Source organism: Microbacterium murale (genome assembly GCF_030815955.1).
GTDB lineage: Bacteria > Actinomycetota > Actinomycetes > Actinomycetales > Microbacteriaceae > Microbacterium > Microbacterium murale_A.
The window spans coordinates 543528-560996 of the sequence record NZ_JAUSXK010000001.1 but is presented as its reverse complement, the minus strand read 5'-3'; the positions used below and the strand labels follow the sequence as shown (position 1 = coordinate 560996).

18 protein-coding genes are annotated in these 17469 nt (G+C 66.0%); 7 read left to right on the top strand and 11 right to left on the bottom strand.

Features of this window, described 5'->3' with window-relative positions; all coding sequences use genetic code 11:
* Positions 1 to 169 precede the first annotated feature (169 nt).
* The 8 genes from QFZ46_RS02830 to QFZ46_RS02795 all read right to left on the bottom strand — a co-directional run bounded on the left by QFZ46_RS02830 (position 170) and on the right by QFZ46_RS02795 (position 9459).
* Positions 170 to 1021: a type IV toxin-antitoxin system AbiEi family antitoxin domain-containing protein gene (locus QFZ46_RS02830; RefSeq protein WP_307358089.1), complete on the bottom strand. Its 852-nt coding sequence runs from the start codon at positions 1019 to 1021 to the stop codon at positions 170 to 172.
* A gap of 235 nt (positions 1022 to 1256) precedes the next feature.
* Positions 1257 to 2036, bottom strand: coding sequence for a phosphate ABC transporter ATP-binding protein PstB (gene pstB, locus QFZ46_RS02825; protein WP_307358087.1), 780 nt, complete (start codon positions 2034 to 2036; stop codon positions 1257 to 1259).
* Positions 2037 to 2084: 48 nt separating this feature from the next.
* Positions 2085 to 3170, bottom strand: a complete 1086-nt coding sequence (gene pstA / locus QFZ46_RS02820; protein ID WP_307358085.1) for a phosphate ABC transporter permease PstA — start codon at positions 3168 to 3170, stop codon at positions 2085 to 2087.
* A 1-nt stretch (position 3171) separates the two neighbouring features.
* Entirely contained in the window at positions 3172 to 4140 is a 969-nt protein-coding gene (pstC, locus tag QFZ46_RS02815) for a phosphate ABC transporter permease subunit PstC (protein ID WP_307358083.1), read from the bottom strand.
* A gap of 136 nt (positions 4141 to 4276) precedes the next feature.
* Positions 4277 to 5380: a phosphate ABC transporter substrate-binding protein PstS gene (pstS, locus tag QFZ46_RS02810; protein ID WP_307358082.1), complete on the bottom strand. Its 1104-nt coding sequence runs from the start codon at positions 5378 to 5380 to the stop codon at positions 4277 to 4279.
* Between the two features lie 167 nt (positions 5381 to 5547).
* Positions 5548 to 6522: an NUDIX hydrolase gene (locus QFZ46_RS02805; RefSeq protein WP_307358080.1), complete on the bottom strand. Its 975-nt coding sequence runs from the start codon at positions 6520 to 6522 to the stop codon at positions 5548 to 5550.
* Positions 6519 to 8684 carry an RNA degradosome polyphosphate kinase gene (locus QFZ46_RS02800; protein ID WP_307358078.1) on the bottom strand — a complete coding sequence of 722 codons (2166 nt, stop codon included), beginning with the start codon at positions 8682 to 8684 and terminating at the stop codon, positions 6519 to 6521. The genes QFZ46_RS02805 and QFZ46_RS02800 overlap by 4 nt, the downstream gene beginning before the upstream one ends.
* A 91-nt stretch (positions 8685 to 8775) precedes the next feature.
* Positions 8776 to 9459: a winged helix-turn-helix transcriptional regulator gene (locus QFZ46_RS02795; protein WP_307358077.1), complete on the bottom strand. Its 684-nt coding sequence runs from the start codon at positions 9457 to 9459 to the stop codon at positions 8776 to 8778.
* Positions 9460 to 9598: 139 nt separating this feature from the next.
* Between QFZ46_RS02795 and QFZ46_RS02790 the strand changes: the two genes are divergently transcribed.
* The 3 genes from QFZ46_RS02790 (at position 9599) to ygfZ (ending at position 11789) form a co-directional block, all read left to right on the top strand.
* Positions 9599 to 9889, top strand: a complete 291-nt coding sequence (locus tag QFZ46_RS02790) for a hypothetical protein (RefSeq protein WP_307358075.1) — start codon at positions 9599 to 9601, stop codon at positions 9887 to 9889.
* A 170-nt stretch (positions 9890 to 10059) separates the two neighbouring features.
* Entirely contained in the window at positions 10060 to 10662 is a 603-nt protein-coding gene (locus QFZ46_RS02785) for an FABP family protein (RefSeq protein ID WP_307358074.1), read from the top strand.
* A 2-nt stretch (positions 10663 to 10664) separates the two neighbouring features.
* Complete coding sequence (ygfZ, locus tag QFZ46_RS02780) at positions 10665 to 11789, top strand: CAF17-like 4Fe-4S cluster assembly/insertion protein YgfZ (RefSeq protein ID WP_307358072.1); 1125 nt, start codon at positions 10665 to 10667, stop codon at positions 11787 to 11789.
* On the opposite strand, the gene QFZ46_RS02775 is transcribed toward ygfZ, so the two are convergent.
* Positions 11780 to 12607 carry a class I SAM-dependent methyltransferase gene (locus QFZ46_RS02775; RefSeq protein ID WP_307358070.1) on the bottom strand — a complete coding sequence of 276 codons (828 nt, stop codon included), beginning with the start codon at positions 12605 to 12607 and terminating at the stop codon, positions 11780 to 11782. The genes ygfZ and QFZ46_RS02775 overlap by 10 nt on opposite strands.
* Positions 12608 to 12641: 34 nt before the next feature.
* On the opposite strand from QFZ46_RS02775, the gene QFZ46_RS02770 reads away from it, so the two are divergent.
* Entirely contained in the window at positions 12642 to 13391 is a 750-nt protein-coding gene (locus tag QFZ46_RS02770; protein ID WP_307358067.1) for a phosphoglyceromutase, read from the top strand.
* A 94-nt stretch (positions 13392 to 13485) separates the two neighbouring features.
* Here the strand turns inward: QFZ46_RS02770 and phoU are convergent, their stop codons facing one another.
* Positions 13486 to 14193, bottom strand: coding sequence for a phosphate signaling complex protein PhoU (phoU, locus tag QFZ46_RS02765; RefSeq protein WP_307358065.1), 708 nt, complete (start codon positions 14191 to 14193; stop codon positions 13486 to 13488).
* 197 nt (positions 14194 to 14390) lie between these two features.
* On the opposite strand from phoU, the gene QFZ46_RS02760 reads away from it, so the two are divergent.
* Together QFZ46_RS02760 and QFZ46_RS02755 are read left to right on the top strand one after the other, a co-directional pair.
* Complete coding sequence (locus QFZ46_RS02760) at positions 14391 to 15611, top strand: sensor histidine kinase (protein ID WP_307358062.1); 1221 nt, start codon at positions 14391 to 14393, stop codon at positions 15609 to 15611.
* Positions 15608 to 16291, top strand: coding sequence for a response regulator transcription factor (locus QFZ46_RS02755; protein WP_307358060.1), 684 nt, complete (start codon positions 15608 to 15610; stop codon positions 16289 to 16291). Before QFZ46_RS02760 ends, QFZ46_RS02755 begins: the two co-directional genes overlap by 4 nt.
* A gap of 70 nt (positions 16292 to 16361) precedes the next feature.
* Here the strand turns inward: QFZ46_RS02755 and QFZ46_RS02750 are convergent, their stop codons facing one another.
* Positions 16362 to 16841 carry a DNA modification methylase gene (locus QFZ46_RS02750; protein WP_307358058.1) on the bottom strand — a complete coding sequence of 160 codons (480 nt, stop codon included), beginning with the start codon at positions 16839 to 16841 and terminating at the stop codon, positions 16362 to 16364.
* Between the two features lie 134 nt (positions 16842 to 16975).
* On the opposite strand from QFZ46_RS02750, the gene QFZ46_RS02745 reads away from it, so the two are divergent.
* A complete protein-coding gene (locus tag QFZ46_RS02745) occupies positions 16976 to 17458 on the top strand; it encodes a CarD family transcriptional regulator (RefSeq protein ID WP_033106646.1) in 483 nt (160 codons plus the stop codon).
* Positions 17459 to 17469 lie beyond the last annotated feature (11 nt).

The following is a 17469-nucleotide window of genomic DNA, read 5'->3' as shown; positions in this document are numbered from 1 at the left end:
GTGGCGGTCCGGGTGCACGTCCTCCCCGATCCCATCGGAAAACGGGGACGACTTGGCGTGTCGTCGGTGTGGCTTAGACCGGCACGCCGACGGCGCGCCACGTGGACTGGGATTTCCGACGTCACGGGTGGATTCTCCGGGCGGAAGGATGTGGCACTGGCTCTGGGGATCAGTGCACGGGGCGCAGGTGCGCGCGATCGGCGATCTTGGCGAGGATCGCGGCCTCGGCGCTCTTCCAATGGTGGACGATCATCGCGTACGTGAACCGCAGAGTTTCGTAACCCAGAGTTGCCGCGGCGGCGTCGCGGGCGAGGTCCTTGGCTCTTTCCTTCTCGCGCTCGTGATTCGCCCGCCCATCCACTTCGATGATCAGGCGGTCGCCGATGACGAAATCGACTTCGCCGACGGTGCGGATGCTGACCTGGCAGCGCATCGTGACGCCGAGCCGGTGCATCCGCAGCCTGAAAAGCGATTCGAGCCCGCTGTCGGCATCGGATCGTGCGAAGTCGATGAGCCAGCGTCGTCGTCGGGGCAGGCGGCTCCACAACCAGGTGATGCCGCCTGGCGAGATCTTGTGATGCCGAAGGGCCGACTCGAACGCTGCGAAGAAGGTGTCTTCGTCAGCACAGATCGCCATCTGCAGAAGCACGTTGTGCACCGGCGGGAGGATACCGACCTCGACCGTGCCATCGTCCCAGTGCACGCGGCATCCGGTGCAGTCGGATCGTGGAGTGCCTGCGCGGCCGAGCCAGATGTGATGCTGCTCCGGGACGTCCAGGACCCACAGCCCGAGCATCCTTGCTGCGGCGCAGCATCCGACGGTTCCGCCGTGGGAAGCCGCATGCAGCAGCTCGTCCCCGCAATCGGGGAGCGCATACACTCCCTGGCGCGGACGGACGACGGTGCCTGTGCGGACCGCGCGGGTGAGCTCGGCTTCTGTCACCCCGAGCCGAGCGAGCTCTGCGGTGCGTGCCATGCGCCCGAGGGCGCGCAGCGCGGCGGATGCCGTTGTGAAGGACATGACCGAGATCCTGGCCGGTCACCAGCACCGCCCATACGCGCAAAGTCGCTCTCCGTGCACAAGCCGCTCGCCCTGCATCCCGTGCCGGACGAGTCATCAACGGGAAAACCCAGACCGACTTGGTCTCGTGCGGTGTGTTGTAGTGCAACACACCGCAGACACGCCAGATGGTCTGGGTTTTCCGGGAGGGAGCGAGGGGAGCGAGGGGACGGAGCGCCGGGAGGGAGCGCCGGGATTACCCGAAGCGACCCGAGACGTAGTCCTCAGTCGCCTGCACGGACGGCGTCGTGAAGATCGTGGCCGTCTCGTCGTACTCGATGAGCTTGCCCGGCTTGCCGGTGCCTGCGATGTTGAAGAACGCGGTCTTGTCGGAGACGCGAGACGCCTGCTGCATGTTGTGCGTCACGATCACGACCGTGTACTGGGTCTTGATCTCGGCGATGAGCTCTTCGATGGCGAAGGTCGAGATGGGGTCAAGGGCCGAGCACGGCTCATCCATGAGGATGACGTCGGGTGAGACCGCGATGGCACGAGCGATGCACAGACGCTGCTGCTGCCCACCAGAGAGGCCGGATCCCGGCTTGTCGAGACGGTCCTTGACCTCGTTCCAGAGGTTGGCGCCGCGCAGCGACTGCTCGACGAGTGCATCCTGGTCGCTCTTCGCCATGCGTGTGTTGTTGAGCTTGACGCCCGCGAGCACGTTCTCCTTGATGGACATCGTCGGGAACGGGTTCGGGCGCTGGAACACCATGCCCACCTGGCGGCGCACGAGCACCGGGTCGACGTTCGCGCCGTAGAGGTTCTTGCCGTCGATGAGCACTTCGCCCTCGACGCGGGCACGGGGGATGACCTCGTGCATGCGGTTGAGAGTGCGAAGGAAGGTCGACTTGCCGCAGCCGGACGGGCCGATGAAAGCCGTCACCGTGTTGGGCTTGATGTCGATGCTGACGCCCTCGACGGCGAGGAAGTCGCCGTAGTAGACGTTGAGGTCGTTTACTTCGATGCTCTTGGACATCTGAGAGATCCTTCGGTCGGGAAACTTCAGTCGGGAAAGGGAATCGGCTCAGCGGCCGGATATCTTGGGCGCGAACACCTTGGCGATCAGGCGGCCGGCGAGGTTGAGGACCATCACGATCAGGATGAGCGTGAGCGCGGCGGCCCACGCACGGTCGATGTAGGCATCCGCCGGAAGACCGGGGTACTTCGCCTGCATGTACGAGAACACCGGAAGCGTCGACATCTGTCCGCTGAACATGTTGAGGTTCATGCCCTGCACGATGCCGACCGTGAGCAGCAGCGGTGCGGTCTCGCCGATGACGCGCGCGATGGCGAGCATGATGCTGGTGACGATGCCGGCGATCGCGGTCGGCATGACGACCTTGATGATCGTCAGCCACTTCGGCACGCCGAGCGCGTATGCGGCTTCACGCAGTTCGTTCGGCACGATGCGCAGAAGCTCTTCCGAACCGCGGACGACGACGGGGATCATGAGCACGGAGAGCGCCAGTGAACCCATGATGCCGATGCGCGTGCCAGGGCCCATGATGAGTGCGAACACCGAGTAGATGAACAGACCGGCGACGATCGAGGGGATGCCGGTCATCACATCGACCAGGAACGTGATGCCGCGGGCCAGCTTCTTGCCCTCGCCGTACTCGACGAGGTAGATCGATGTCATCAGGCCGATCGGCACCGAGATGATCGTCGCTCCCAGGGTGATGAGCAGCGTGCCCCAGACGGCGTGGATGGCACCACCGCCCTCGCCGACGATGTTGCGCATGGAGAAGCTGAAGAACTCGCCGTCGAAGCGGGCGAGGCCGTTGATGACGACCGTGTAGAGCAGCGAGATGAGGGGAAGCAGCGCGACCACGAACGCCGCCGACACGAGAGCCGTCATCAGACGGTCGGTCGCGTGACGTCGGCTCTCGGCCACCGTGGAGATCACGAAGATGAGCGCCATGTAGAAGATCATCCCGACGACCAGCGTCAGTGCGATGTTGAAGTCGGCGGGGTCGCCACCGGCGTTGGCGAAGGCGAAGATCGTGCCTGCGATCACGAAGCAGACCGCGAGGAGGGCCCACGGAGCCCACTTGGGCAGGTGGCCCGCACTCGTGGTGTGGGTGGTGGGGGCGACGGCGATGGCGGTCATGTCAGTTTGCTCCCGAGAACTCGGCACGACGCGACACGATCCAGCGTGCGACGAAGTTGACCGCGAAGGTCACGATGAAGAGGATCAGACCGGCCGCGATGAGCGTGTTGACGCCCGAATCGTGGGCCTCGGGGAACCGCAGCGCGATGATCGCGGGGATCGTCGTCGGGTTCTCCGGGTTCAGCAGGTTGAAGGTGACGATGCCGAGCGGCGAGAGCACGAGCGTGACAGCCATCGTCTCGCCAAGTGCGCGGCCGAGGCCGAGCATCGCGCCCGAGACGATGCCGCTGCGGGCGAAGGGGAGCACGGCCATCCGCACCATCTCCCAGCGGGTCGCTCCGAGGGCGAGTGCCGCCTCCTCGTGCAGCTTGGGCGTCTGGAGGAAGATCTCACGGCAGATGGCGGTCATGATGGGCAGGATCATGACGGCGAGGACCAGGGATGCCGTGAGGATGGTCTTACCTGTACCGGAAGGGGTGCCGGAGAAGATCGGGATCCAACCGAGGTTCGTGTTGAGCCACTTGTAGAACGGCACGAGCATCGGAGCGAACGTGAGGGCGCCCCATAGTCCGAACACGACAGACGGTACAGCCGCGAGCAGGTCGATGATGTAGCCCAGCAGGCCCGCGAGCCTGCGCGGCGCGTAGTGCGAGATGAACAGCGCGATGCCGATCGCGATCGGTGCGGCGATGACCAGAGCGATCAGGCTCGACCACAGCGTTCCGAAGACGAACGGCCACACCCAGGTGACGAACGACTGTCCTTCGAGGATGTGGTTGTCGGAGGTGTCAGGCGCGAAGGCCGGGATGGCCTGCACGACCAGGAAGACGGCGACCGCTGCCAGCGTGATGAGGATGATGATGCCGGCGCTGAGGGCGGTGCCGGAGAAGATGCGGTCTCCCGGGCGAAGCACGGCCTTCGGTGACACGGGCGAACGGGTGCTCTCGGTATCCGTCGTGGTGGTGGTCATCTGCGTGGCTCCACGGGTGTTCGGAGGGATGTGCGGGACGTGTTCATGCGTGTGCCCCCGCGGTGCTGGTTCGAGCGATTCGACCAGCGCCGCGGGGGCCTCAGCACGGCTCTCAGCTTAGGACTGAGGGACCGTGTTACTCAGTGACGATCGCGTCGATCGCGGCGTTGACCTTCTCGCGCAGGTCGTCCGAGATCGGGGCGCTGCCGGCAGCCTCTGCGGCGACGTCCTGGCCCTCGGTCGATGCGACGTACTGGAAGTAGCCCTTGACGAGCGCGGCGACTTCGGCGTCTTCGTAGTCCACGCAGCCGATGAGGTACGACACGAGCGCGATCGGGTACGAGCCGGCGGGAGCCGCAGCCGGGTCGACCGCGAATGCGAGGTCGTGAGCCGAACGGCCCTCTTCCAGCGGCGAAGCGGCGACCAGTGCGGAGGCGGCCTCAGCCGAGTAGGGGACGTATTCGCCCTCGACCTCGACCGCGACCTGACCGAGGTCGGCGGTCTGAGAAGCGTCGGCGAAGCCGATGTAGCCGACGCCGTTCGTGATGGCGCTCACGACACCGGAGGTGCCGTCTGCGGCCTCACCGGTCGACAGCGGCCACTCGTCGCTGGCCTCGTTCGTCCACACATCGGGCGCGACGGCCTCGAGGTAGCTGGTGAAGGTCTCCTGGGTGCCGGATGCGTCGGCACGGTGGACCGGTACGATCGCCTGGTCGGGAAGCGTGGCGTCCGGGTTCTGGTCGGCGATGGCCGCATCGTTCCAGTTGGTGATGGTGCCGGCGAAGATTCCGGCGATCGTCGCGCCGTCGAGGTTCAGGGTGTCCACGCCCTCGAGGTTGAACGCGACGGCGACCGGGGAGATGTAGACCGGGATCTCGACGATCTCGTCGGAAGTGCACGAGCCGAAGCCGCCGGCGGTGATCTCCTCAGCGTTGAATGCACGGTCGGAGCCGATGAAGTTCGACGATCCGGCGAGGAAGTTCTCGCGGCCGGTGCCGGAGCCGGTGGCGGTGTAGTTCACCGTCGTGTCGGGGTTTGCAGTCTGGAAGGCGGCGACCCAGGCCTGCTGGGCGGCTTCCTGCGAGGAGGCGCCGGTCGCTTCGACGGAGCCGGTGAGGGTCGAGGTGGAGGGCTCGCCCGAGCCCTCGGGCGTTCCGCCTTCGTTCGCGGCACAGCCGGCGAGAGCGAGAACTGCTGCGGCGCCGACGGCGCCGATGCGAGCGATTCGGGAGATCTTCACTGTGGATCCTTCGATCGTTGAATGGTTGAGGCCCGGTGCAGGGCACACAGTGACGCTATGCGCGGCGGTTAACGAGACTCTCCCGCGCTGGTAAACAGCAGGTGAACGACTGGTGGCGAACAAGAACTCGGCCCGGGGCCGCAGAACTGGGCGTCTGCGCCGTGAGGTCACACCTTGGGGACGTGCGTCTCGATCGAGATGATCCCGGAACCGGGGTTGGTCGCCGACAGATGCGCGACGGAGAACGCAGCGACCTCGAGCGATGAGGCGCTGCCCAGGTACGAACCCTGTATCGTGCCGGTCGCGAGGGCCAGTTCGCTGAGGAGGTCGGGCAGTACCGGACCATGGCTGCAGATGACGGCCGGCTTGCGCGCGCGCACGCGCTTGCCGATCACCGCTCGCACGTCGGATGCGCCCTCTTCCCAGGCATCCTGACTGATCAGCTCGGTCTCGACGGACTTGCGGTCCAAGGCTTTCGCGAGTGGCGCCACAGTCTGCACGCAGCGCACAGCATCGCTGGTGATGATCTTGCGGACACCGAATGCGCGCAGCGGGGCGACGATCGCCCTCGCCTGCCTCCGGCCCCGATCAGTGAGGATGCGCGATGCGTCGGGTCCGTCCCACTCCGCGCGTGAGACTGCCTTCGCGTGCCGGAGCGCGATGATCGGGAAGGTGTGCAGGACACCGTCGTCGACGAGACGCTCGAACTCGTCCAGAATCTCCAGATCGACCGGATAGCTGAGGTGCTTGCGTGCCTTCTTCGTACTCACCCACTCAAGAGCTGCGATCTCGTTGTTGGGAACGAAAGTCGAATCTCGGATGGCGTCTTCGGTGGCCTCAGCCGCCCAATAATGCACGACCTTCTGCCGCTTGGGGCGCATGAAGTAGCGGCTGACCCCCACAGGGACTCCGAGGTCCACCCGGATGCCGGTCTCCTCATGCACTTCGCGAACTGCGGTCTGCGCGAGCATCTCGCCCGGATCGACCTTGCCCTTCGGCAGCGTCACATCGCGGTACTTGGTGCGATGGATCAGCAGGATGCAGAGCTTGCCCTCTACGAGACGCCACACCACGGCGCCGGCCGCATACACGGCCTTGTCCGATGTGACCACATGACTCGCTTCCTGCGTCATCGTGGTCATCGCACCGTGCGCGTACGACGACGACGTCGGATCTGGCTCATGGTCTTATCCTGCAGGTCGATGAGCGGTTTCCCGTCGGCGTCTGCGGAGTGGCGCGTCCAGACGCCGTCATCGCCGAGGTGCCACGACACCGTGCCGTCATCCATCGCGAGGTCGAAGAAGGACAGCAGTTCTTTGACATGTGTGGGATCGGTGACCCGCACCAGCGCCTCGACGCGGCGGTCGAGGTTGCGATGCATCATGTCGGCACTGCCGATATGCACCTGCGGATCGCCGTCGTTGTCGAACGCGAAGATCCTGGAATGCTCCAGGTATCGTCCCAGGATGCTGCGCACGGTGATGTTGTCGCTGATTCCTGGCAGATCGACCTTGATGCTGCAGATGCCTCGCACCCAGACGTCGACTTTCACTCCGGCCTGACTCGCGCGGTAGAGCTGGTCGATGATCTCCTCATCGACCAAGGAGTTGATCTTGATGCGGATGTGCGCAGGCTTTCCGGCCTCGGCGTTCTTCCGCTCGTTGTCGATCTGCCGCAGCAGCCCCTTGCGCAGGTGCAGCGGTGCGACGAGCAGGCGTTTGAATTTCTTCTCGATCGCGTACCCGCTGAGTTCATTGAACAGGCGAGTGAGGTCCTTGCCGACCTGAGCGTCGGCCGTGAACAGGCCGAAGTCCTCGTAGACACGGCTCGTCTTCGGGTTGTAATTGCCGGTTCCGACGTGCGAGTAGTGCCGCAGCATCCCGTCTTCCTCGCGGATGACGAGCGCGAGCTTGCAGTGCGTCTTGAGGCCGACAAGCCCGTAGACGACGTGCACGCCGGCCTTCTCGAGTTTGCGCGCCCAGACGATGTTGTTGGCCTCGTCGAAGCGCGCCTTCACCTCGACCAGTGCGAGCACCTGCTTGCCGGCCTCTGCCGCGTCGATCAGCGCCTGCACGACCGGGCTGTCGCCAGAGGTGCGGTACAGCGTCTGCTTGATGGCGAGCACGTGCGGATCACGGGCGGCCTGCTCGAGGAACGCCTGCACGCTGGTCGCGAAGGACTCGTACGGGTGGTGCACCAGCACGTCGCCCTTGCGGATGGCGGCGAAGATGTCAGCACGGGTGCTCGTTCCCGTCGGCTGGAACGCCACGGCCGTGGTCGGAAGGTGCGGCGGGTAACGCAGGTCGGGACGGTTGACGCGCGACAGCGAGAACAGGCCGCGCAGATCGAGCGGGCTCGGCAGACGGTAGACCTCCTGGTCGGTGATGTCGAGCTCCTTGATCAGGAGATCGAGGGTCACCTCATCCATGTCGTCGGCGATCTCGAGGCGGATCGGTGGCCCGAAACGACGGCGCAGCAGCTCGGCCTCGAGCGCCTGGATCAGATTCTCGCTCTCGTCCTCCTCGATCTCCACATCTTCATTGCGAGTGAGGCGGAATGCGTGGTGGTCGAGCACCTCCATGCCCGGAAAGAGATCGCCGAGATGATTCGAGATCAGATCTTCCAGCGGCAGATACCGTGCGATCTCGCTGTCGCCGGGTACTTCGACGAGCCGCGGGAGCATCGGCGGCACCTTGAGTCGCGCGAACTCCTGTCGTCCGGTGCGCGCATTGCGGATGCGGATCGCGAGATTGAGCGACAGCCCGGAGATATAGGGAAAGGGGTGCGCGGGGTCGACCGCGAGCGGCATTAGCACCGGGAAGACGTGCAGCTGGAAGTACTCGGTGAGTGCCGCGCGCTCAGCCTCTGTGAGGGTGTGCCACTCGGTGATCTCTATTCCGGCATCCGCGAGAGCAGGACGCACCTGGTCCGTCCACGCGGCCGCATGGCGCAGCTGCAGGGCGTGCGCTTCGCGGGAGATGTCGGCGAGCACGTCCGCAGGGGAGCGGCCGACATTCGTCGGCACGGCGAGACCCGTCACGATGCGGCGTTTGAGCCCCGCGACACGGACCATGAAGAACTCGTCGAGGTTGCTCGCGAAGATCGCCAGGAAGTTCGCTCGTTCCAACTCCGGAAGCGTCGCATCCTCCGCGAGTTCCAGGACGCGCTGGTTGAAGGCGAGCCAGCTGATCTCGCGATCATGGTAGCGATGGTCGGGCAGTAGCGAGTCCGGGGATTCGATGGCGTCGAAGTCATCGTCTTCGGCATCACCGAGCCCGGCGTCAGCGAGCGCGGAATCGATCATGGAGTACATCTTGGCACCGCCAGATGACACGCGCGTGAACGAGTCGGCTCCGTGTCACCGCGAGACGGTCGCGTCACCGCATACGACGGCGTCACCGTGAAGCGGCGAGCTGATCCTCGTCGTACACGTTGAAGCGGTAACCGACATTGCGCACTGTGCCGATGATCTGCTCGGCGTCGCCGAGCTTGGCGCGCAGGCGTCGCACGTGCACGTCGACAGTTCGCGTACCGCCGAAGTAGTCGTATCCCCATACTTCGCTGAGCAGCTGCTCGCGGGTGAAGACGCGAGAGGGATGCGTGGCGAGGAAGTGCAGCAGCTGGAACTCCTTGTACGTGAGATCCAGAGCCTTCCCGTGCAGTTTTGCCGAGTACGACTGCTCATCGATGGTGACGCCGGATGCCTGCACCCGGGCGGGTTCTGCTGTGGCTTCACCGCGCGCGATCGCGAGGCGGATCCTGGCATCCGTCTCGGCCGGCCCCGCGTTCGTCAGCAGGACGTCGTCGATACCCCAGTCGCCGGAGACCGCGCTCATCCCGCCCTCGGTGACCACCAGCAGAAGCGGTGCGTCCTGGCCTGTCGTGCGCAGCAGCTTGCACAGCGACTTGGCTGCGGAGAGATCATGCCGTCCATCGACGATGACGATGTCGCTCTCCGGGGCGCTGACGAGCTGAGCGGGCTCCGCCGGGATCTGACGTACGCGGTGGCTCAAGAGTTCCAGGGCGGGCAGAACCTGCTCCGAAGCGGGAGCTGACGTCAGAACCAGGAGCAGGGCCACGCGTTTTCCTTCCGGGCTGCGGAAACCGTCGCCCTGAACGGCGATCGGGTACGACGCCGTGCGCCCTATAGTACCCAGCGACGCAGATGGTCATGACGCGCAGCGGCGGATCCGCCGTCGAATGGGTAACAATGGAGGCATGTCCGAACCTGCTCTCGCGCCACGCAGTCCCCTCGGGAGTGTCGTCATCGTGTGGGGTGCGGCGCTGATCGCCGCGATCGTCATCGGCATCTTCGTGCCGATGGAATGGCGCGTGCAGTGGCTGATCGTCGGCTTCGGCGGTGCGGTGCTGCTCTCCTTTGCTCTGCAGCTCTGGTACGGGCAGACGAAGGGCTTCATCTTCCGCACCGCCGCGAGCGTGACCGGCGCACTGCTGCTTCTCGGGGTGGTGTCGGCCGGCTTCGCGCTGGCGGCCCTGGTCCCCGCGTGACGCCCGCTCGCCGCGTGCATCGACCCCAGGGGTAGAGTGGGAGTCATGGATCTCGTCGCACTCGAACTCTTCTTCATCGGTCTGCTGGGCCTTGCGAGTCTCGCGATCGCCTTCGTTGCCGGGACCGTTCTCTGGAACCTGTTCCGCGGTCAGCGCTGATCCGAGTATCGATGCTCGAGCTCCCCACTGATCTTCCGGCCGATCTCGCGCCGCTGAGCTGGCTCATCGGCGTATGGGAAGGCACGGGTGTGATCGAGTACACCGCCGATGACCACCGCTTCCAGGGCGAGTTCTCCCATCGCGTGAGCTTCAGCCATGACGGTGCCGGCTACCTGAACTACTCGGCCACCGGCTGGATCCCCGGCGCCGAGGGCGAGCCCTCCGTCGCGCTGGTCGCCGAGACCGGATTCTGGCGCCTCTCCCGACCGGCCACGGGTTCCGACGCTGGTCCGGCGTTGCTTCCACCCGTCGAGAGCGGACCTGCGCGCACGGTGGACGACGTCGAGCAGCTGCGGGCCGCGTCCGGAGGCTTCCCGCTCGAGGTCTCCCTTGCGCACTCGGACGGCACGCTCGAGCTGTATCTGGGAGAGATCAACGGACCCCGCATCGACATCGCGACGGATGCGATCGTGCGCGGTGCCGGTGGCAAGGAGTACGGGGCGGCGAGCCGCATGTACGGTCTCGTGGACGGTCATCTGCTCTGGGCGTGGGATATCGCGGCGCTCGGCGCCGAACTCGCCTCGCACGCGTCGGCCCGTCTGGCAAAGGTCTGACGATGAGTGCATTCTCCGCTCTGCCGGGTGCAGTCTCCGAAGGCGACGCCGTCCTTCATCTCGGAGATCCGATCCGCGAGCAGCGGCGCCTCATCGCCGGCTCCGCGGTGGCTCCGCTCGGCGACCGCGCAGTCATCGAGGTAGCCGGAGAAGACCGTCTGAGCTGGCTGGACTCGATCACGTCGCAGTCGGTGGCCCGTCTCGCCGCAGGTGACAGCACCGAATTGCTGATCCTTGACCCGCAGGGCCGTGTCGAGCACGCCGCCGGCGTCTTCGAGGACGGCTCCTCGGTCTGGTTGATCGCGGATGCCGCGGATGCCGATTCGCTCGCCGCCTGGTTGCAGCGCATGGTGTTCCGCTCCCGCGCGACCGTCACGGTGCGCCCCGAACTCGATCTGGTCGGGTTCTTCTCCGGAGGAGACGCTGAGACGACGGTACGCGGGCTCGCCCTGTCGCCGAACGGGACTCCACTCGTATGGGCCGACCCCTGGGAGACGGTGCAGCTGGGAGGACACCAGTACGCGAACGTCGAGCGGCATCCGTCAGCCGAGTACGCCTGGCGGGTGGCGATCGTCGATGCTGACGCAGTGACATCGGTCGTCGGCCTCATCGAAGGCGCAGGCTTGGAAGCCGCCGGCCTTCTCGCGACCGAGGCGCTGCGCATCGCGGCCTGGCGGCCCCGTTGGGCGGGAGAGGTCGATGAGCGCTCTCTGCCGCACGAATCCGACTGGATCCGCAGTGCCGTGCATCTGAGCAAGGGATGCTATCGCGGCCAGGAGACCGTGGCGAAGGTGCACAATCTGGGCCATCCGCCGCGCCGGCTCGCAGCGCTGCACCTCGACGGCAGCGATGACGTGCTTCCGTCGCCGGGAGATGCGGTGTTCGCCGGTGACGACGAGGTCGGGCACATAACCTCGGTGGCTCGACACCACGAGGACGGCCCGATCGCGCTCGCGATACTCTCGCGCCGTGCGCCGATCGGCGATCTGATCGTCAAGGCCGGCGGTGTCGACGTCGCGGCGGCGCAGCAGGTTATCGTCCCAGCGGATGCCGGTGCGACAGCCGACGTGCCGCGACTGACGCGGCTCTCCCGACGTCCTACTGGTCAGGACCCGCGCTACGCCTGAACCGGTGCGACAGCATCCCACGGCACAGTGAGCTCGCCGAGCCTCCAGCGCCGCCGGCCGCCGAGAACCGGCCAGCCGTGCTCTTTGAGGCGTGCGACGGCCGCGAGGAATCGCTGCGTGGCGCCGAACGTCGACAGCGGCGCCGCCCGCTCCCACTCGCGGTCGAGGTCGACGAGCAGATCGTGGATGCGCTCGCCGGGCACATTGCGATGGATCAGGGCCTTGGGCAGCCGCTCGGCGACGATGCCGGGGCGTTCGAGCTCGGCCAGCCGCAGCGAGATCGTGAACTGCAGCGGGCGTCCGGATGCTGATACGTCGATCCAGCTCGCAATGCGGCCGATCTCGTCGCAGGTGCCCTCGACGAGCAGACCGTCGGGTGCGAGTCGTGCGGCCATGGATGCCCAGGCGGCGGGCACTTCGTCCTCGTCGTACTGGCGCAGCACGTTCATCGCTCTGATCACGGCGGGCCTGCGCGCTCCGTTCAGTGGCACCTCGAATCCACCGCGGGCGAAGGAGACCGGCAGATCGGGGGAGAAGGGGGTGCGCCCGGCGCGCACCTCTTCGAGTTGAGCACCGGCGGTGGCGACACGCTCCGGGTCGAGTTCGAAGCCGATCACCTCGGCATCCGGACGCACCCTCTTGAGCCGCGCCGCCAGCTCGAAAGCCGTCACACCGCTCGCTCCGTAACCGAGATCGATGACCAGAGGATCGGCGGCTGCCCGCAGTGCGCTGCTCGCTGCGATCCACCGGTCGATGCGGCGCAGACGGTTCGTCCCCGTGGTGCCCCTGGTGGGGTGACCGAGGGGAGATGGCGCCATGCATCCATTGTCCCAGACCTCATAGACTGGAGGCATGACTGCGACGCGCACCCTCATCCTGCTCCGCCACGGCCAGAGCGAGTGGAACGAACTGAATCTCTTCACAGGCTGGGTGGATGTCCGCCTCACCGAGCAGGGCAAGAACGAGGCACGTCGTGGCGGCGAGTTGCTCGCCGAGTCCGGTCTGCTTCCCGACGTGCTCCACACCTCACTGCTCAGCCGCGCCATTCAGACGGCCGACATCGCGCTGGACGCTGCCGATCGTCTCTGGATCCCGGTGACCCGCTCCTGGCGTCTCAACGAGCGCCACTACGGCGCGCTGCAGGGCAAGGACAAGGCGCAGACGCTGGAGGAGTTCGGCCCCGAGCAGTTCCAGCTGTGGCGCCGTTCGTTCGATGTGCCGCCGCCGCTGCTCGATGACGCGAGCGAATTCAGCCAGGTGAACGATCCTCGTTACGCCGGCATCGATGGAGAAGTTCCTCGCACCGAGTCGCTCAAGATCGTCATCGACCGGATGCTGCCGTACTGGGAGAGCGCGATCGTACCGGACCTGGAAGCGGGCAAGACGGTCCTCGTCGCCGCGCACGGCAACTCTTTGCGCGGAATGGTCAAGCACCTCGACGGCATCAGCGACGACGCCATCGCCGAACTGAACATTCCCACCGGCATTCCGCTGGTGTACGAGCTGGACGAGAACAATGCGCCCACCGGCCCCGGTCGCTACCTCGATCCCGAGGCCGCAGCCGCAGGCGCCGCCGCCGTAGCCTCGCAGGGAAAGAAGTAACCCTGCCGAGACCCCGTTCTATTGCCGAGACCCCAGGCTGCAAACGTCTGCAGCCTGGGGTCTCGGCGTGAAGTGGGGGTCTCGGCGAGGTGGATCAGGCCAGGCCCTGGCCTTCGGCCTCCTGGGCCTCCGCTGCGGCAAGTGCGATGTCTTCCTCATCCACGGCCCAGTCGCCGGTGGCGAGGTAGACGACCTTCTTGGCGATGGCGACGGCGTGATCGGCGAAGCGCTCGTGGTAACGGCTGGCGAGCGTGGCATCGACCGTGGCGCCCGCTTCGCCCTTCCAGTTGTCGCTGAGCACCTTCTCGAAGACCTTGGCGTGGAGCTCGTCCACGTCATCGTCCGAGTTGCGGATCGTGTCGGCGAAGCGCAGGTCCTGTGTACGCAGCAGCTCGCTGAGCGTTCGTGCGATCTCGACGTCGAGTTCACCCATCTGAGTGAACGTGCTCTTCAGCCCTTTCGGGATGGCGCGCTCCGGGAAGCGCAGACGCGCGAGCTGGGCGATGTGCTCCGACATGTCGCCCATGCGCTCCAAGGAGGCGCTCACGCGGAGTGCGAAAACGACGATGCGCAGGTCGCGGGCGACCGGCTGCTGGCGGGCGAGGATCTCGATCGCCTGCTCGTCGAGCTTCACCGCGAGCTCATCGATCTTCGCGTCGTCGGCGATGACCTCCTCCGCGAGCGCGACGTCGCCGGTGGCGAAGGCGCGGGTGGCCTTGTCGATGGAGACCGTGACGAGGTCGGCGATCTCCACGAGACGGGACTGCACATCCTCGAGGGACTGGTGGAAGAGTTCGCGCATGAGCGGCGCAACCTTTCGTTCGGAGCTCGGGCGGTCTGGCCGGCTGGTGGCGGGCGCTGCAGTGTGCGCACGCCCTAGGTGATTGTGTTCGTCGAAGGTTAACGAACGGTGCCCAGCACGTGAATACTAGTTCGCCAGGGTCCGAGATGGTGCGGAAACTCGCCGGACGCGAGGTGAACGCACTCTACGCTGGTCACATGACCTCGCCGCAGATCGCGCTGCTCGCCCTCGCCATCGGGCTGGCGATCGGCATCGGCCTGGCGATGCTCGTGTTCTGGGCGTATCGTGCTCGCGCCAAGGTGGCGGAGGAATCATCAGCAGTGGTTCCGCAAGGAGCAGTCGACGTGCTCGACAGCATGGACGACGCCGCATGCGTGGTCGATCCGTCCGGTCTGGTGCTCGCGATCTCCCATGCCGCGGCGCGCTTCGGCATCGAGGTCGGTGCGACGCTCGACGTCCCTGAGCTGCGCGAGCTGGTACGCGCGGTCCGCTCGAGCGGTGCGTCCACCACCGAGACGATGCGCATCACGCGCCCCGGCGTCAGCCTCGATCCGCGTCTGGTGTCGGCGCGCGCGAGCGCGCTGGGCGCGCGGCTCACTCTGCTCATCGTCCGCGACGTCACGGAGCAGGAGCGTCTGGACCAGGTGCGCCGCGACTTCGTCGCCAACACCAGCCATGAGTTGAAGACCCCGGTGGGGGCGGTGAGCCTGCTCGCAGAGGCCATCGAATCCGCCGCGGACGATCCGGCGCAGGTGCGGATCTTCGCCGCGCGCATCTCTGCGGAGGCGGCCAGGCTCGGGCAGCTCACCGGACGCATCATGAGCTTGTCGCGGCTGCAGGCCGCCGACGGGATCACCGACTTCGGTCCGGTCGCGATGGACGAGGTCGTCACCGCGTCCATCGAAGCGCATGCCGTACAGGCGGATTCCGCCGGCGTCGAGCTCATCCGCGGTGGCGACAGAGGCGCGTTCGTCCGCGGTGACGCACAGATACTCATCGAGGCGGTCGGCAATCTCATCGCCAACGCCATCGTCTACTCGCCGCGCGGCTCGCGCGTCGGCGTGGGGGTGAAGATCGAGGGCGAGACGCTCGAGGTCGCGGTGTCCGACCAGGGCATCGGCATCTCGGAGTCTGACCGCGAGCGCATCTTCGAGCGCTTCTACCGAGCGGACGAGGCGCGTTCACGCCGCACTGGCGGCACCGGCCTCGGACTCTCGATCGTGAAGCACGCCACGCAGCGGCACGGCGGTGAGGTGCGGGTGTGGTCCAGGCCGAGCCGCGGATCGACCTTCACGATCGTCCTGCCTCGCATCGAAGCTCCGGCGCCGGAGACGACTGATCGCAAGAACAAGAAGAAGCGCGCGAGGAAGACGGCCAAGGCCGCGGCCGCGCGCGCTCGAAACGGAGAGACCGTATGACCCGCATCCTTCTCGTCGAGGACGAGCCAGACCTTGCTGATCCGCTTGCCTACCTGTTGCGCCGCGAAGGCTATGAGGTGGAGATCGCGGAGGACGGCCCCGGCGCATTGACGGCTTTCAGGGAACGCGGCGCGGACATCGTCCTGCTGGACCTCATGCTGCCGGGGATGCCGGGTACCGAGGTGTGCCGGCAGATCCGCTCGACCTCGGCTGTGCCGATCATCATGCTCACGGCGAAGGACTCCGAGGTGGACATCGTCGTGGGGCTCGAACTCGGCGCTGATGACTACATCACCAAGCCGTACTCGTCTCGCGAGCTGCTCGCGCGCATGCGCGCCGTGCTTCGCCGCGTGGTGCAGGCCGACAGCGACCTCGATGAGCGTGTGCTCGACGGCGGACGCGTCACGCTCGACATCGATCGGCACACGGTGACGGTTGCCGGCGCCGAGATAAACATGCCGCTGAAGGAGTTCGAACTGCTCGAGGTGCTGATGCGCAACTCGGGACGAGTGCTCACCCGTGGCCAGCTCATCGACAGGGTGTGGGGCAGCGACTACTTCGGGGACACGAAGACGCTCGACGTGCACATCAAGCGCATCCGCTCCCGCATCGAGGAGAACCCCGGGGAGCCGGTCATGCTCGTCACCGTCCGCGGACTCGGGTATCGCTTCGAAGGCTGACGCCTGCTGATGACGAGAGGCCGGTCACCCTTCCGGGTGCCGGCCTCTCGTCGTAGCGGAGTTCAGCCGCTCAGGCGTCGTCTTCCTGCGGGACGAGATCGGCGTAATACGAGAGTTTGCCGTCGAGCACTGGCACGTCGGCGGCCGTGCCAGTGGCATCGCCGGACTGGAAATAGATCTTGATCGTCGCGCCCGGCATCGTGTCGAGGTCGTCGATGCGCAGAGGCTCGGCATTCGCGCCGAGGCTCAACGAGTCGCCGGCGCCCACCCTGACGGTGAGGGGGTCAAGACCATCGATCTCGACCGTGAGGGTCGCGGCCTTGTCGGTGGGGTTCACGATCGCGGCGACGAGGTTTCCGGTGGATCCGTCTTCGGTGGCGATGATCATCGCGTTGCGGATCTCGAGAGGTCCGTCGGAATCGGCGATGTTCACTCCGTCGGATGCCGAGAACTTGATCTCGGTCGACTGCGGGGTGATGAACGTGCATCCCGTGGCGCCGAGCAGAACGAGGGCGCTGAGGGCAGCAGACGCTACAAGGCGCGATTTCACGAATCCTCCTGGGAGTTTTGGGATATCCGCATCCATTCTATGGGTACAGGAGGGGTGGCCAGAGGACCATGCGGGGCAAACCTTAGTGCATGTCGCCTGTGGTATCCTGGAGGTTGCCGAAAGGACACGATTTTATGCTTTTTGAAGTTGGCGAGACGGTCGTCTATCCGCACCATGGGGCCGCGACGATCATCGAGGTCAAGGATCGCGTCATCAAGGGCGAGACGAAGAAGTACCTGAAGTTGAACGTCACACAGGGTGACCTCATCATCGAGGTTCCCGCAGAGAACGTCGACCTCGTCGGCGTTCGTGACGTCATCGGTCAGGAGGGCCTCGATCACGTGTTCGAGGTGCTGCGCGCTCCGTTCACCGAGGAGCCCACGAACTGGTCACGTCGCTACAAGGCGAACCTTGAGAAGCTCGCCTCCGGTGATGTGATCAAGGTCAGCGAGGTCGTGCGCGATCTGTGGCGCCGCGATCAGGATCGCGGCCTGTCCGCTGGTGAGAAGCGCATGCTCGCAAAGGCTCGTCAGATCCTCATCTCCGAGCTCGCGCTCGCCGAGAAGTGCGACGAGGACAAGGCCGGAGCCCTGCTCGACGAGGTCCTCGCTTCCTGATGGCAGGGGTC